At 47.8% G+C, this 16167-nt stretch carries 14 protein-coding genes; 7 read left to right on the top strand and 7 right to left on the bottom strand.

The window, feature by feature from the left end:
* Positions 1–30 precede the first annotated feature (30 nt).
* The 3 genes from LQ777_RS24605 to LQ777_RS24615 form a co-directional block, all read right to left on the bottom strand.
* Complete coding sequence (locus LQ777_RS24605; protein ID WP_232563120.1) at positions 31–1881, bottom strand: glycoside hydrolase family 2 protein; 1851 nt, start codon at positions 1879–1881, stop codon at positions 31–33.
* A gap of 268 nt (positions 1882–2149) precedes the next feature.
* Positions 2150–2641, bottom strand: a complete 492-nt coding sequence (locus tag LQ777_RS24610; RefSeq protein ID WP_232563121.1) for a hypothetical protein — start codon at positions 2639–2641, stop codon at positions 2150–2152.
* A 13-nt stretch (positions 2642–2654) separates the two neighbouring features.
* On the bottom strand, positions 2655–3806 hold the full coding sequence (locus LQ777_RS24615) for a zinc-dependent alcohol dehydrogenase (RefSeq protein WP_232563122.1): 1152 nt from the start codon (positions 3804–3806) through the stop codon (positions 2655–2657).
* A 431-nt stretch (positions 3807–4237) separates the two neighbouring features.
* Between LQ777_RS24615 and LQ777_RS24620 the strand changes: the two genes are divergently transcribed.
* Positions 4238–4483, top strand: a complete 246-nt coding sequence (locus LQ777_RS24620; protein WP_232563123.1) for a hypothetical protein — start codon at positions 4238–4240, stop codon at positions 4481–4483.
* 118 nt (positions 4484–4601) lie between these two features.
* On the opposite strand, the gene LQ777_RS24625 is transcribed toward LQ777_RS24620, so the two are convergent.
* From LQ777_RS24625 to LQ777_RS24635, 3 genes are all read right to left on the bottom strand, one after another.
* Complete coding sequence (locus LQ777_RS24625; RefSeq protein ID WP_232563124.1) at positions 4602–5453, bottom strand: SGNH/GDSL hydrolase family protein; 852 nt, start codon at positions 5451–5453, stop codon at positions 4602–4604.
* 96 nt (positions 5454–5549) lie between these two features.
* The gene (locus tag LQ777_RS24630) at positions 5550–5900 is read right to left on the bottom strand and encodes a DUF1493 family protein (RefSeq protein ID WP_232563125.1); all 351 of its coding nucleotides are present in this window, start codon (positions 5898–5900) and stop codon (positions 5550–5552) included.
* Between the two features lie 4 nt (positions 5901–5904).
* Entirely contained in the window at positions 5905–6330 is a 426-nt protein-coding gene (locus LQ777_RS24635; RefSeq protein WP_232563126.1) for a response regulator, read from the bottom strand.
* 346 nt (positions 6331–6676) lie between these two features.
* Here LQ777_RS24635 and LQ777_RS24640 point away from each other — a divergent pair, with 346 nt between their 5' ends.
* Positions 6677–7417, top strand: coding sequence for a succinate dehydrogenase/fumarate reductase iron-sulfur subunit (locus tag LQ777_RS24640; RefSeq protein WP_232563127.1), 741 nt, complete (start codon positions 6677–6679; stop codon positions 7415–7417).
* 213 nt (positions 7418–7630) lie between these two features.
* On the opposite strand, the gene LQ777_RS24645 is transcribed toward LQ777_RS24640, so the two are convergent.
* Positions 7631–8212: an outer membrane beta-barrel protein gene (locus LQ777_RS24645; RefSeq protein WP_232563128.1), complete on the bottom strand. Its 582-nt coding sequence runs from the start codon at positions 8210–8212 to the stop codon at positions 7631–7633.
* 309 nt (positions 8213–8521) lie between these two features.
* Here LQ777_RS24645 and LQ777_RS24650 point away from each other — a divergent pair, with 309 nt between their 5' ends.
* The 5 genes from LQ777_RS24650 (at position 8522) to LQ777_RS24670 (ending at position 16111) form a co-directional block, all read left to right on the top strand.
* Complete coding sequence (locus tag LQ777_RS24650) at positions 8522–8722, top strand: hypothetical protein (protein WP_232563129.1); 201 nt, start codon at positions 8522–8524, stop codon at positions 8720–8722.
* Positions 8723–8946: 224 nt separating this feature from the next.
* Entirely contained in the window at positions 8947–9228 is a 282-nt protein-coding gene (locus LQ777_RS24655; protein ID WP_232563130.1) for a hypothetical protein, read from the top strand.
* 491 nt (positions 9229–9719) lie between these two features.
* Positions 9720–10583, top strand: a complete 864-nt coding sequence (locus LQ777_RS24660; protein ID WP_232563131.1) for a manganese catalase family protein — start codon at positions 9720–9722, stop codon at positions 10581–10583.
* Positions 10584–10841: 258 nt separating this feature from the next.
* Positions 10842–15104 (top strand): malto-oligosyltrehalose synthase, encoded by a 4263-nt coding sequence (treY, locus tag LQ777_RS24665; RefSeq protein WP_232563132.1) that lies wholly within the window; start codon positions 10842–10844, stop codon positions 15102–15104.
* A 38-nt stretch (positions 15105–15142) separates the two neighbouring features.
* Positions 15143–16111 (top strand): TIGR03885 family FMN-dependent LLM class oxidoreductase, encoded by a 969-nt coding sequence (locus LQ777_RS24670; RefSeq protein WP_232563133.1) that lies wholly within the window; start codon positions 15143–15145, stop codon positions 16109–16111.
* The last annotated feature ends 56 nt before the right edge of the window (positions 16112–16167 follow it).

The following is a 16167-nucleotide window of genomic DNA, read 5'->3' on the forward strand; positions in this document are numbered from 1 at the left end:
CGCTTTGATAGTTGTTATCTCGTTGCTCAACTAGGGTGTCGGCTGCGTTGTTATTTGATGTGTATTCCGCGAATTGAGCAGACCAGCGGGAACCGTCAACTCGCCCGTCTGCGGATCAATCAATCCGTTTCGTTCATCTTCAATATTCGTTGCCTGCGTGTAAATATCACCCGCAACGGGATGCTTGCGTAGTTCTTCTTTGAATTGTCGAATACGCTCTGCCCGATCTTCCGATTCGTTGGGGCCACCGTAGTCGGCAAAGCCAAAGCCACCCCATTCGCTCACCAATAAAGGTACCTGCCGACGGTAGAAAAAAGGATCGCCAACTACCAGCGGAAAAGCGGCCACACCAATAAGTTCACCCGCCGTCAAACGACCAAGCAACTCGCGCCAACGCGTCAAATCAGGGGTGTAAAGGTGAGCGGTCAGCAAATCGGATTTCAAGCGCCCCTCATACGAGATATGATGCCATCCATCGTTGTCGACTACCAGGTATTGTGGATAAGCGATTTGCATGAAATGGTACATGTCCATGATGTACTGCCGCGTTTCAGGGTTGACGGCAATGTCCTGCGCTCCCCAGTCTTCATTGTAAAGACTCCAGATGACAACCGACGGATGCGTACTGATCAAAGAGACCATGCGCAAAAGCTCAGCCCGGTGGTTTTGACGACTTCGCGTGGTTGAACTATGAGGACTTGGCACCTCGACCCAAAGTAGCAACCCTAGCTTATCCGCCAGGTTGTAAATCCGGGGATCAACACCGGCAATGTGAACCCGTACCAGATTGCAGCCCAGCTCTTTCATAGCCAGCATGTGCCGCTGCATTTCCTCGTACGTAGCCGTACCCGGCTGGTAGAGAATACCGTCCAGGTAGATAGGCTTGTTGTTCAGGTAAATATAACGGCCACGGGCTTCGATTTTCCGTAAGCCAAATTCGGTTTCAATCTGGGCGACGTACCCTTCTGAGTTAATCAACTGAGCCACCAGTTTGTACCGCGTTGGCGATTCGGGCGACCATAACTCGGCACCTTCCATGTCAAGCACTACCCGCTGCTGTTTTTGACCGGCCTCTAACCGCAATGGATAATCAGAGGTAGCCAGTAGTTCGGTTTCTTGCAGATCGAACGCTTGTAGCCGGAGTGTGTAATCGCCAGGGTCATGGATGCGCGTCAGGACGCTGAACCGAACCAGCCGATCTTCGACGACACTAACCACACCCACCCGCGAACGGAGCCGGTTCCGTTCGACGGTTTCGAGCCAAACACTCCGAACAGCCCCCGTGTACGTCTGGTACCAGATACCACCGCGTTTGTAGACGTGCGACTCCTGCTTTCCCCGTGGGATCTCAGCGTCCATCGTGTCCGCAATGCGAACCGTCAGCCGGTTGTGCTGCCGTAAACACTCTTCGGGAAGCTCGTATGAAAACGAGGTGTATTCGCCCAAATGGATCTCTTCGTCCTCGATGGTTTTAAGCGGGTGTCCATTGAGCCAAACGCGGGTTTCGTAGCCACAAGCCCCAAAGGTGAGTTGGATCATCGAGCGGGAAAGCGGTTCGCTGCGGTTAGGCAACGAAAACTCCCGTTCGTACCAGGCTACCACCTTATCCTGCCAGGTGCTTGGTGTATTTTGTCCTTTTGCCTGCGCCATGTGAGCCTCGATGGAACCAGGCCAATGCGCGGTTCCGTCGAACGAGTAGCGAACATACCACCGTTCGTGTAAGCCTTTATCTTCAGGGTCCAGAGCAAATTTCCATTCCCCATCAAGCAGCAGATAGGTATTTGGCCGGAGGACCGACCGGGGTAGTTCATTGATTGGTTCGGCAACGGTGGTATCGGAACGACTAGCCGAAAAACTGGTGTTAGGTGGTTTAACTTCCATATGTCTAGGGCGAAATAATGAAAACCGCCCTTTAGCCTGTACTGTTTCACGCAGCCAGTTACGCAATACGTTTGTTTCCTGGTGTATTGAGAGACTACCTACATAAAAGTCAGGGTATCAGCTATTCAGGCAGTTTTGTGGCCTCTGCAAAACCGACTTGAAAATGCAGCTGGCTAAAAAAAATGTTACAATCTGAAGCCAGATGGTTATAGCGTCAGATTGTAACAATGTCTGCTTTCAGGTTTGAAGCGTGTGTCTACAAATGCGGTTAGTCCTCTTGGGAATCATTTTTTCTCGACAGCAGGGCAACAACAGCGGTAGTTATCACTGCTCCGATCAGGATTTTTTGGACTAATCCTTTCCGGTTGTGCTGCCATTGTGCTTTCCAGCCCCTTTCGGCGAAGATGTTAGGGATGTGCCCCTTTTTCAAATCGTCAATGACCCCTTCTACGGCACCGATGCGATCAGCTAGTATCAAAGGTAGCCAATGACCGTATTCGGATTCACTGCTGCGAAATGCGTACCGCCGGATCTGTCCGCTTAAGCCTGAGGGCGGAACCGATGTTCCAAAAACCGCGCTAACGTTCGGGCGCTCAATGGAGCGTAACACTTCTATATCAACCGGTTGCTGGGGCGGACGCTCCCAGCTGTATCCTTTATGTTCGGCATCGGTGCGGTGCTTAATCGGATACGTTGGATTGTTCTTGGGATCGATGTCTATTCCCCAACCTGGAATATGCGAATAATCTTTGTTTTCCATAATGCTTTCCTGATTATCTGGCTGAAGGTGGAATGAGAACGGGTTTGATGCAATTGTCCAGCTTATCGGAAAAAATGCGATAAGCATCGGCAACCTCTTCCAGCGGAACGCGGTGCGTGATCAGTGCTTTCGGGTTAATAACTCCGTTCTGCACGTGTTCAATCAAACGCGGCAGAAGGCGCTTTACCGAAGCCTGGTTCGCCCGGATCGTAATGCCTTTGTTGACCACATTGCCAATCGGAACCAAGTTGTCAGTAGGGCCGTACACGCCCACAACCGAAACTATACCTCCTTTTTTAACCGAATTGATGGCCCAGTGGAGCGCAGTGGCCGAACCCGCCTGTATCAGCAGCTTACGTCCGGTAATGGTCTGTAATGGACTTCCTGCGGCTTCGGCACCGACGGCATCGATGCACACATCGGCCCCCATCCAGTCGGTCGTTTTTTTGATAAACACCACGGGATCGTCCATTTCTTTAAAGTTATACGCTTCACAGGGCGCATAATCCCGAACGAACTCCAGTCTGTACTCTACATGATCGAGTACGATAACCCGACCGGCCCCAAACAACCAAGCACATCGGGCAGCCATTATACCTACCGGACCTGCTCCAAAAACAACTACAGTATCACCGGGCTGAATACCTGCCATTTCAGCGGCCTGGTAGCCAGTCGGCACCACATCGGTCAACATAACCGCATCGTCCGGGTCCATGCCTGGGGGAATAACGGTAGGGCTAACGTCTGCATAAGGAACGCGTACGTATTCAGCTTGTCCGCCATCGTATCCGCCAGCGGTGTGCGAATAACCAAAAATTCCGCCGACTGCTGAAGCTTGCGTATTTGATTCATGACAATTGCCGTACAGACCCTGCTGACAAAAGGCACACTTTCCGCAGGCAATGTTGAACGGGACAAGTACATGATCACCGACTTTGAGCTTCTGTACTTCGGGACCTATTTCTTCGACAATGCCCGTAAACTCATGTCCGAAGGTCATACCAACGCGGGTATCCGGCACGTTGCCGTTATAGAGATGAAGATCCGACCCACAAATACAGGAGCGAGTTACGCGCACGATAGCATCCTGAGGATGCTTTATTTCAGGATAAGGTTTTTGGTCGATACGAACCCGTTGTGGGCCTCGGTAATTCATGGCCAGCATAAGTCTCAATCGGTTTATGTTTTACTATCATCACTGATTAGATAGACACATTACTCTGTGCTAACCAACCTGCATAAGCAGGGCACAAGACCTGCTTTCGTGACAATAGTTAACGTACGAATTGACCAATAAACCGGTAGTCGGTTGAGACGTTCGTATTCAACGAGCAGAAATAAGGGAACGGTACTGCCCGTTTCCTGATGCGGGTCCGCCATTATCCCAAAGAAAAAGATCTATAATGCTTAACTCCTTGATGAATTGACGAAACGATTTACGTTTTTTACAGACAATAATGCGTGATTCTTTGATGAAATAGGCAGGTAGTGAAACTTTATAAAAAAATATACACTCTAATCGAAATAGTTAAATAAAAAGTTACTATAATTGAGAGATTTGTTTACTGATTACACACACACTTAATTTAACCTCCTATGAATGTTTTATTTACATTTAACCCCAACCGGGTACAGTCTATACCCAAGCAAATGGACCACATCCCTCAGAAAGGAACTGGGGTCCATTTCAGCGTCGAAACGCTCAAAGACGCGAGTGGTGAACTGGTGTTTTCTAAGGATGAATACAACGGTGTTTGGTTCTTAGTCGAAGGGAGCCAAACTATTTTTACGCAAGACATGAATTATTACGTAGAAGTAATCTTGTCCTTGGATGAAGACTAGCCCTGGTTTATGGAATTTGTTCAGGTAGGCTTGTATGCTGTGAGCAAGCCCCTTACTCATTATTATTCAGGATCAAGTCTTTAGCTGGTGATGAGTAAGGATGTACTTTAATTATTTCTTACCGGGGTGCTAGATCCTTATCATTTTTATACTTCTTTAAAACCTTGACTAGCTCGCGGCTAATCAAGGCGTATCCTTTGTCCGAAGGGTGCAAACCGTCGTACGTTTTATTGATAGCTCCGACCGGGTAAGGGTATTCATCCGTCGCAGGATTGAACGGTACATCGGTGAATGCCGGATAAGGATAATTGGTGTATACACCTCGTTGCGGGTCTTTCAATCGCTTGTAGTTCACCAGCTTCTTTAGTTGCAAACCGCGCAGGTGAAAAAGATCAACTACGGGTAAATGTTCGTAGTGTCCAATCGAGTCAATGGCCTTTGCAAACGATTCAAGATGCTGCCCATTCTTTTCCCGATAAGAGCCGTAGGCATTGTTTTTGAAATTGAACAGGTACACAAAGTCCACCCGCTGCATCGGGGTGATCAGTATAATGGGTGCCTGAGGATTCAGCGCACGGAGCTTATTGATAATAATGCGGAAAGATCCATAGACCGTATTATTTCCGGTGTTGCGTTGGTAGTCATCCAGCCGGCCCAGGGGTCGGCCAGCCCACCAGTCATTTGTGCCGAGAAAGACCGAGTAAATGTCCGCTTTGACTAATCCCAGGGTATCAATAGAACGGGCAATGCCGCCCGAAGTCCATCCGTTATGCCCTTGATTTGTGTAACGAATAAATGGTAGTTTTTCTACCACGCGCGTCATGTATCCCTTCGTTACTCGATTTTCGGTTTCATCCAGATGATCGTTCAGATAAGTAATCGAGTCGCCAATTGCCACCCAGCTAATTTCATTGGGTTTGGACGAACTGATCAGACAAGCCAGGGTCAGGAGCAGGAACAGCTTTTTCATACGGGTCAGTTAAGACCGCCCAAGCTATACAGAAATCGTAAAGTCACCAACAACGCCATTCGTAAAATACGACTTGTGGGCATCATGTTTAATTTACTAAAACTGAATCAGCTTGGGCCATGTGCGCGTTAGAACGGCTTTACTGAGATCGGCAAGCGTTATGTCGTAAACGGGTCTCGTCAGTGGTGGTAAACCCGCGATCTTTCTGACAAGGAAACTTAAACCGATAAGGTCCAATCCTTCCGGATAGAAGTACATGGTACTATCGAAACCCGTTGGATCAATTGAAAACTCGTCGAAGAAAGCGGCCATGAATTCATACGTATCATCACCCGTCATCCGCAGATCTTTCTCCAGCGTCGTTTTGCCGCTTAATGGAAAGGAATGGCTCCCTCGAATTTTCTCCACGAAACTGATCACCTCCGGTAAGACAGCGCAAGATTCCACAGCACTAGACCGGATTAGTTGTATTCTGATCGATCAGCCATTTATGGCGAAGCTTCAGCAGAAGTTGGTTTAATTCATCAATAGCACCCGGCTTCGTGAAAAAATCATTGGCTTTCAGCTCAGTTGCCCGCTGCTTGTCCGCATAATTATCCGAGGTTGTCAAGATGACAATGGGCATGGTGTCGTACTTGGCGTCCTTACGGAGGAACGCGAGCGCTTCAAGTCCACCCATGAATGGCATGTTCAGATCGAGTAGAACTAACTTGGGTAAGCGGGTGGTAACAGCTAAAGCGTTGAGCAGTTCCTGTCCATTGAAAAACGACTTCAGTGTAAATTCAGGATTGTACTGCTTAAAGACCTGTTGTACTAAAAATCGGTCGTCTTCATCATCATCGACCAGAAACACGCACGGTGTGGATTGTAAAGTCATTATACAAGTTAATCGGTAGCTAGCTTATCGGGTGTACACACCCGCCTTGATCGTATAAAAATAATACAATAGGTGATTTTTAACAACTTAATCGATAAACAAAGCAACGCTTCCTATCCGAATGAAGACAAATGAGCGCAGGTTTCCTGCATGGTTCCTCTGACTTTTTTGTCTAAATACCAGGCGATTTGTGAGATTACCATTACCTCATTAAAATAAAGTCAGGACAATCGATTGGGCGTAAGAGAGGTATAAAAGCTGGTTTCGGTATCAACAAAGTCCACCCAACAGACTGGCTGAAACTTAACGTAGTTCGACGTAGCTCCTCTTATTAACAATCGATTCCATGAATATAACGCTAAAAGTCTGGCGACAGAAGAGTACAAGTAAACCTGGAAAATTAGTCGAGTACAAACTGGCTAATATCGATCCAGACATGTCATTTCTGGAGATGTTCGATATCCTGAACGGCCAGTTAACGATGAAGGGTGAGGAGCCGGTAGCTTTTGACCACGATTGTCGCGAAGGTATTTGCGGTTCCTGCGCAATGTATGTCAATGGTCGGGCTCATGGTCCTCAGACTGGTGCCGCCGTTTGTCAATTATACATGCGTAGCTTCAACGACGGCGATACCATCATCGTGGAACCTTGGCGGTCAAGGGCGTTTCCCGTCATTAAAGATTTATCAACTGACCGTTCAGCCTTTGATCGCATCGTACAGGCGGGAGGCTATGTTTCTGTTAACACAGGTTCGGCACCGGAGGCAAATGAAATTTTGATTTCGCGTCAGACTCAGGAAATGACGATGGATGCTGCCGCTTGCATTGCTTGTGGAGCGTGTGCCGCTGCCTGTAAGAACGCGTCGGCTATGTTGTTCGTCGGTGCGCAGATCTCCCGCTTTGCCTTGATTCCCCAGGGCCAAGCCGAGCGTCGCGAGCGTGCCGAACGGATGGTGGCTCAAATGGATTCCGAAGGTTTTGGCGCGTGTTCATTTATCGGTGCCTGCGCCGTTGAATGTCCCGCATCAATACCCCTAGAAGTCATCACACGGTTGAACCGGGAATATTTGGGCGCTAAGCTTCATTAGTAAATCCAAACAAGCTGTGAATAGAAACGTATTGTTTGTGCTTAAAGAGAAAAGTCAGCGATATCAGATGATCCGTAGTTTATTCATCTGCTTTTTGGGTACACGAAGCAGTCAGTCACTTAAACAGTGTAGTTAAAACAGAGGATCATAGTTAGTCGGAACGGCGCTCTTGGACCTTTTTAAGAGCGCCGTTCCAATGATTCATTCTATACTTTATCGTAATCGGTAATTGATACCTACGCTTGCCTGCCAACGGCTAAAATCAGGTGTCAGATAAGACGAGGTTATCCAACTCCGCTCAGCCGTTGCTTCTAACGACCAGCGTTTTCCTAATCGGTAGTGCGCTCCCAAACCAGCGTTGGTCTGCCAATTGCTGTTACGCACACCATGCATCGTTGCGTAGGGATCAATTGGATCATACCTATCATATTTGCTTTGCCCATACAATGCACCCAGTTGCGCAAAAAGGGCAAACCGGTTTCCCCGTAGAAAATAGTATCGAGTCGATAAACCTGCTCCTGCATAGCGAAAGGGGTACGATCGAGGGAAGTCGGATGAAGTTGCTTTTACGTAACGACCTTCGAGTGCAACAGACCATCCATCAGCCAGGAAATAGTGGAGCCGGGGACTGAAAGAAGTCGTTGTTTGGCGACTCCCTTTATATCCTTGTCCAGCAGAAAAGCCGACGTTCCAATGGCCTTTTCCCAATAAGTCATTTTGCTTGTCATTGGGCAAGGATTGGGTTGTACCGACTAAAGGTAGAGCCACGTAAAGAAGTACTAGATGCCATCTCATAATAAACACGGTTTGTTTACCACAGAGATACGTCCAGTGCTGATGTAGTTGTAAGGTACACACAGCGTTTAAGCCTTTTTAACATCTATCAAGTCAATAAAACGGTTGCCTTATCAGCAAAACAGACTCCCTCATCTCAAAAGTTTGTTGTGCAAATGAGAAAGCCGTTGGTGTAAATGGACACGGAATTTTACTTACCTGTTAACGCACGGTTGAGTAACGAAATTAAATCTTGCTTAAGGATGGGTTACTTTTTATAGACGCGTGCATTAAAGGTGATTTATTCACCATTATTAATACACATACCTGATGAAAATCATTAAATCAGCCTTGTTTGTTGCTGCCATGTTTACCTTGGCTTTTTCCTGCCAATCGAAGAAAACGGAATCCGAACAAACGGCTCAAGACACAGCTACCGTTGTTGAAAGCGAAACTATCGTAAGTGGTGATAGCATGGAAGTTATCACGGATTCGGCTAAAATTGTTATGCCTGATTCTATAAAAAAATAAGTCTAATAGCACTGCTTTATATGCCAACCCCCGACAAAGTTTGTCGGGGGTTTTTATTTTTTAAAACGTATTATTTATGTTAAATCTATAGAAAAGATTAGCTAAAGTCGTCAAAGAATGTTAATTAATTTTTAATTGCTATCTCCAAACACCCACCTGTATGTATTGTTAATGAGAGTGTAATAAAAATACTCATTCGCTACATTATTTTTCTTTCTATTGCCATGAAAAAAATGCTCATTCCGTTTGCCATGTTGGCTTTATTAGCTATCAATTCTGTCCATGCTCAGGATGTCAAAAAAAAGGCTGCTACCGCTGAAGCAAAAGCGCAGGTTGCGGCTGATAAGGCTGACTTGAAGATGAATAAAGCTGCCCGGAAAGCCGACAAGATGGTGGGTGACGAAGCGGCTTTAAAAGCAGATCGTAAGGCTCATATGAAAGCTGAAGAGAAATTGATCAAGGATCAAGCTAAGAAAGACGTTAAAGTGGTTAAAAAAAAGCTATAGTATTAGTTAACCCCATTCACTTCCTACGCTGTGCCCGTCTTTTATAGACGGGCATTTTTTGTTGACAAAATCAACAAGTGCTTCCAGAAAATACTTACCTGTAAAACCGAGTTGGCCAGGGCAAAAAGGAATCCCGTTCGCCTACAACGATGAGGTAATGGCCATTTCCGCAAACGAAGCGGGCAGCGTTATGACGTTAGGTTTTCAAATCTGACCCCGTCGGTTTACGATACCGGAAAAGTTCAGTCAACTTTAAATCCGATTCTAAAGGTCTAATTATAAGAATGCTATCTCATTGAAAAGCTCATCAAATCATTTTATTGCCACCTGCTTCACATGATTATTTTATTGTTCTCGCAGCGAGGTAGCAGGTACCGTTTCCTTATTCCTTTAAAAATTTTAAGGACAAAATTCAGATCCATACATTAAATAGACGGATCTCGAACGAGTGGGATCACAACGTAAACAAACCAATAAACCGCTAAAAAACGATGTTTTATCACGACAAAAAGCTCCAGTATAAAGTACGAGTTGATAAGCCTAATCCGCAATTTGCCCGCGCCTTGCAACAGGCCATTGGTGGCGTAGAAGGGGAGATACGAGTTTGCTTACAATACCTATTCCAGGCTTGGAACTCGCGTGGTCCAGTACGCTACCGCGATATGCTGTTGAATACAGGTACGGAAGAAATATCCCACATCGAGATGCTGGCTACGGCAGTTTGCTTAAACCTTGAAGGAGCGTCGAGCAGTGTTATTGATACCATCGTTGGCAACGACCCTATTTTAGAAAAAATTGTTGGTGGTGGTGATCCCCGGCAGTTTCTATCCGGTGGATTAGGCGCGTTGGCTGCGGATGCTAATGGCGTACCGTTCAACGGGTCCTGGGTAGTAAGCTCGGGAAATACAGCCGCTGATATGTACGCTAACGTAATGGCCGAAGCAACTGGCCGGACCCTGGCAACCCGGCTTTACGAACTAACCGACGATGCCGGTATGAAAGACATGCTGTCTTTTCTAATCGCGCGGGATACCATGCACCAGCAGCAATGGCTGGCCGTTCTGGAAGAGTTGGGCCACGGCAATCAATATGGCGTGTTACCCATTCCGAATAGCTTCCCCCAAAGCCAGGAACACCAGGAATTCAGCTATGCATTCGTGAACACGAACATCGATCCAGATAGCCCGACTGTTGGTCACAACACCCGGTGGACACAAGGAACATCACTCGACGGTCGTAGCGAATTCCGCGAAATCAAGGCACAACCGCTTGGCGACGAGCCTATGCTGGCACCCCCTATTCCGCAGGGTCACGCCCAAATTGAGCAGATCGAGAAGGCCAACGACAAAAGCTAGATCGCTAGATTGCCCATACGCTGAGCCATTGGTCGGTCTACGGACAGAGTGATGGCTCAATTCATTTAAGCCCTTTTTGGGTAGCCTATCTACTCCCTTCATAAACAGGGCCATTCGCTTACTTAAGCAACTTTGCTCAAATTATGGTCGGCTGACTTGCTCTAAAATGCGTTATATCCTTGGTCAGCCAGTGAATATGGTCTTTCTGGCCTACAATTTCGATCGTTCTGGCTACAGGATGCCAGATCAACTAACGTTATGAATAACCTAATTTCAACGTACCGACTTCAATTTCATAAAGACTTTACCTTTCGCGATTTCGAGCGTATTATTCCATACCTGGACAAGCTAGGCATCAAAACGGTTTATGCTTCACCAATATTTGAAGCGGTACCCGGCAGCCAGCACGGTTATGATTCCGTCAATCCCCAGCGAATCAACCCTGAGATCGGCACGGAAGAACAGCTCCAATCAATTCATCAGCAGCTAGCCGAGCGTGGTATCAACTGGCTACAGGACATTGTGCCTAACCACATGGCTTTCGATCCAGCCAACCGCTGGCTGATGGACGTGCTCGAGAAAGGACAGCTATCCTTATACGGCAACTTCTTTGACATTGACTGGGCGAATCCCGTTCACGATGGCAAATTGATGGTGCCATTTTTGGGCGTTTCACTTGAAGACGCGCTTCAAAACAACGAACTAACTGTTGATTATCAGGATAATCGTTTGGTCCTGGCTTACTACGATACGGCTTATCCAATACACCTGCGTTCGTATGCTGCTATTCTGAGAACCGCCGGAAATAAGTCGGACCAGGTACCAGATGAATTACTGACCCAACTAGACGAGCTGCAAAAAATAACCGATGTCAAGCGTTACGCGCTGCGTTGCACAGCTTTTCAGATTGATCTGGACAAATGGCAAAGCGACATTAAAGCAAGAAATTACCTGAAAGCTTGTTTGAAAGCGGTGAATACTAATCCGGCGTTGCTCAAACAGGTTGTGGATGAGCAGGTGTATCAACTTTGCTTTTACGGCGAAACGGATTACCAGATCAATTTCCGGCGCTTTTTTACCGTCAATAGCCTCATCTGTCTGAATATTCAAGACCAAACCGTCTTTGAACATGTCCATAATCATACCAAGCACCTACTCGAAAGGGGTGTATTTCAGGGCCTGCGAATTGATCATATCGACGGCTTGTACGACCCGACTCAATATCTGGAACGACTGCGAGAACTGGCAGGAGACGATGCTTATATTGTGGTCGAGAAAATTCTGGAAACCGGTGAAGACCTGCCTGCCAACTGGCCTATTCAGGGGGCAACGGGCTACGAGTTTCTGTCACTGGTCAATAACCTATTTACAAAAACGGGTAGCCAGCGGAAGTTTACCCAATTTTACACCAAGTTGCTCGGCGAGAAGCAGGTCGTTCATCAGGAATTGCACGACAAGAAAGCGTATATCCTCAACGAGCACATGCAGGGTGAGCGCGAAAACCTTTGCCGACTATTCCTGGATCTGAAGCTTATCGACGAAGACCGGTTGGCCAATCTTCCGGAAAATCGGCTAAAAGAAGCCATTGGTGAGTTTCTAATTCAGTGTCCGGTTTACCGGTATTATGGTAATCAACTACCGCTGGACGAGACCGAGTCAGCGGCTATTCAAGGTATTCTGGATCAGGTTCGTAAAAAAGCAACCCTTTCGCCAGCCGCCGATCTTCTGGAAGAAGCCTTACTGATCAAACCGAAGGAAGGCGATGACGAATACAATCAGCGGGCCTTGCGTTTCTACCAGCGCAGTATGCAGTTCACAGGTCCGTTGATGGCCAAAGGCGTAGAAGATACGCTTATGTACACTTACAATCGCTTTATAGGCCACGACGAAGTAGGTGATTCACCGGAATTTTTTGGGTTGAAAACCGACGATTTCCATCAGAAGATGCTCGACCGGCAAGCGCGTTGGCCGTTATCACTCAACGCTACATCGACCCACGACACCAAGCGGGGCGAAGATGTTCGGAGTCGGCTCAATGTACTGACGGATTTGGCCGATGAGTGGTTCGACGAAGTGCGGGCCTGGCAGCAACTCAACAATGATTTAAAGCAAGACGATTCTCCGGATGTAAACGACGAATATTTCATTTACCAGACGCTGATTGGGTCTTACCCAATGCCTAGCATCGATGCTCCCGCTAAAGCTGGTAAAAGTGCGTCGGCTCCTAGTCAGGATGAAGAAAGTTTTCCGGAGCGACTGAGCGAATATTTACAAAAAGCCCTGCGCGAAGCCAAACGGAGATCAACCTACACCGAGCCTAACGAAGCGTACGAAGAAGCCACAAAAACGTTTGCGCTAAATCTGTTAGACAAGAAAAAGCCGTTCTGGAAGCGGTTTGAATCGTTTCATCGACAAATAGCGGATCTGGGCATTATCAATTCTTTGGCGCAGTTGGTACTCAAATGTACGTGTCCTGGTCTGCCCGACGTGTATCAGGGTTGCGAAGGGTGGGACCTTAGTCTGGTTGATCCTGACAATCGGCGCCCCGTCGATTTTGATCAGCGTCAGCGTTGGCTGGACGAATTAACGACTAGCGACTCTGATAACCGTTGGCCGGAGTTATGGGAGAGCCGTTACGATGCCCGCATCAAACTGTTGCTGGTCCATCTTCTTCTTTCCGAGCGAAAGAAACAGGCCGATCTCTTTGCCAATGGACATTACATTCCGCTACAAGTGGAAGGGCGCTACAAGCAACACGTACTGGCCTTTGCCCGGCGTTATGGACAAAGCTGGTGTGTAGTAGCCGTTCCGCTGGGATTAGCGCAATTGTGCCGTGAACAGCAGACCGATGCGGTTTCTCTTGATTGGGCAAACACTCGAATAGTCTTACCGGATGAAGCACCTACTGAATGGCAGCATCAGTTAGTAAAGCGAACGGGTAAAATCGAAAAAGGCATCGCGGTTTCAAACGTGTTTGACTTTATACCACTGGCCGTTATTAAGCTCAACCAGCCAAGTTGTACGCGTAGCGCTGGCATATTATTACCGATCACATCATTACCATCGCCTTATGGCGTCGGTGATTTTGGTCCCGAAGCCTCGTCGTTTGCCGATTTTCTCAGCCGCAGTCGCCAACGTTACTGGCAGGTATTACCCCTCAACCCCATCGATCCCGGACAAGGTTTTTCGCCCTACAGTACCAACTCAAGTATGGCCGGAAACCCGTTACTGATCAGCCCTGATTTGCTGGTTAAAGAAGGATTGTTGACTCAGGAAGACCTAAAAACAGCAGTTTTGCCATCAACTAGTCGGGCTGACTTTGCCGACGTTCAGCGGGTAAAAGAACAGCTGTTTGACAAAGCCTATCAGACCTTTAAACATCGACAGACCTCCGCTCAAACAAAGCAATTCAGTCAGTTCTGTCAGAACGAATCGGCCTGGCTGGATGACTTCGCCTTGTATTTTGTCTTAAAGCAGCAGCATAATAACCAGCCATGGTATACGTGGCAAGAGGAATACAAACTCCGACGGAAAAAGGCGCTCGACGCTTTTACGAAGCAGAATGAAGATTCATTAATGAAGGTTAAATGGCTTCAATTTGTTTTTGCCAGCCAGTGGAATCAGTTGAAATCCTATTGCAACAGTTTGGGCATTGAGCTGTTTGGTGACCTGCCTTTCTACGTTAGCTACGATTCGGTAGACGTATGGGCGCATCCAGACCTGTTCAGTATTGACGGCGAGGGGAACATGACCCGTGTGGCGGGGGTTCCGCCTGACTATTTTAATGCCAATGGTCAGCTTTGGGGCATGCCTACTTTCCGGTGGGATGTTCTGAAAAAGCAAGGCTACAGGTGGTGGATTGATCGGCTCTGTAAAAACATGGAACGGTACGACCTGTTGCGGCTAGACCACTTCCGCGCCTTCGCTGACTACTGGGAAGTACCCGCCGACGAAAAGACAGCCATCAATGGGACCTGGCAGCCCGGTCCGGGAGCTGAACTATTCACGGTCCTCCGCGACGAACTGGGCGAACTACCGTTTGTAGCCGAAGACTTAGGCAAGATCGATCAGGCGGTTTATGACTTGCGCGACGCGTTTGGATTACCAGGAATGGCAGTACTCCAGTTTGCCTACGGTGAGGACATGCCTAAGTCGGTCAATAACCTGCACAATCACATTCCAAATGTAATTGCGTACACCGGAACGCACGACAATAATACAAGTCGGGGATGGTTCCGGCAGGATAATAAGAAGACGCAACAGAAGCAGTTGGAGCGTTACGTTGGCCTTTCCGTAACAGCCGACAACGTCCATCAGATTTTGTCTCGGATGGCCTACGCATCGGTCGCTCAAACGGCCATTCTGCCCATTCAGGATGTACTAGGATTAGATGAGTCCGCCCGTATCAACAACCCAGCTTCGGCAGACAACAACTGGACCTGGCGATTAGTACCCGGCCAGATTACCGCTCAAACTGAAGAACAGCTACGAGAGTGGACGGAGATCTATAACCGCTTTTAGAATAAAATACAGTACGCAACTTATTTCATCGACAGTACATGATTAAGATTGGCTATCACGCTTCGCACGAGCAATTTAAACCTAGTGTTTTATTAGACTACGTAAAACGGGCCGAACAGGCAGGATTTACGGCATCGTCCTCGTCCGATCATTTCAACCCCTGGAGCAATCGCCAGGGCGAGAGTGGCTTTGCCTGGTCATGGCTGGGAGCCGCTTTGCAGGCTACCTCGCTAAGCTTTGGCGTGGTGAATGCGCCCGGACAACGATACCATCCCGCTATTATCGCTCAGGCGGCCGCTACGCTGGCAGAAATGTTTCCCGAGCGTTTTTGGATTGCGGTAGGAACAGGCCAGTCGCTCAATGAACACATAACTGGCGACAAATGGCCGTCTAAAGCCGATCGTAACGCCCGCTTAAAAGAATGCGTCGACATTATGCGAGCGCTGTGGGCGGGTGAAACGGTCTCCCATAAGGGCCTTGTTACGGTTGAAGAAGCTAAACTCTACACCCGTCCGGACATAAAACCGCTACTGTTTGGCGCAGCGGTAACTAGTAAAACAGCCGAATGGGTTGGTAGCTGGGCCGATGGGCTGCTGACAATCTCGCAACCGAAAGAAAAGTTGCAAGAGGTTGTTGACGCTTTCCGGCGCGGTGGTGGTGAGGGCAAACCGATGCATCTGAAAGTTCAGCTATCTTACGCAGCAACAAAAGAAGCCGCTCAGCAGGGAGCTTACGACCAGTGGCGGTCCAACATTTTCCCCAACGCGATGCTAACGGAATTGCGGACGCCTGATCAGTTTGATATGGCGGGGGAGATGGTAAATCTGCAAGAGGTTGATAAGATGGTACGTATCTCTGCCGATGTTCAGCAACACATGGCTTGGCTACAGGATGACTTGAACATGGGTTTCGAACAGCTGATTCTGCACAACGTCAATCTGGAACACGAGCAATTTATTGCTGATTTCGGTCAACACGTATTACCATCGCTGCAACCTAAAAGTTAAGACGTGGTCGTTACTTGTCCTAGCTCCGGGCCGTTTACCTATTCTACTTTCCTCTG

Source organism: Spirosoma oryzicola (assembly GCF_021233055.1).
Classification (GTDB): domain Bacteria; phylum Bacteroidota; class Bacteroidia; order Cytophagales; family Spirosomataceae; genus Spirosoma; species Spirosoma oryzicola.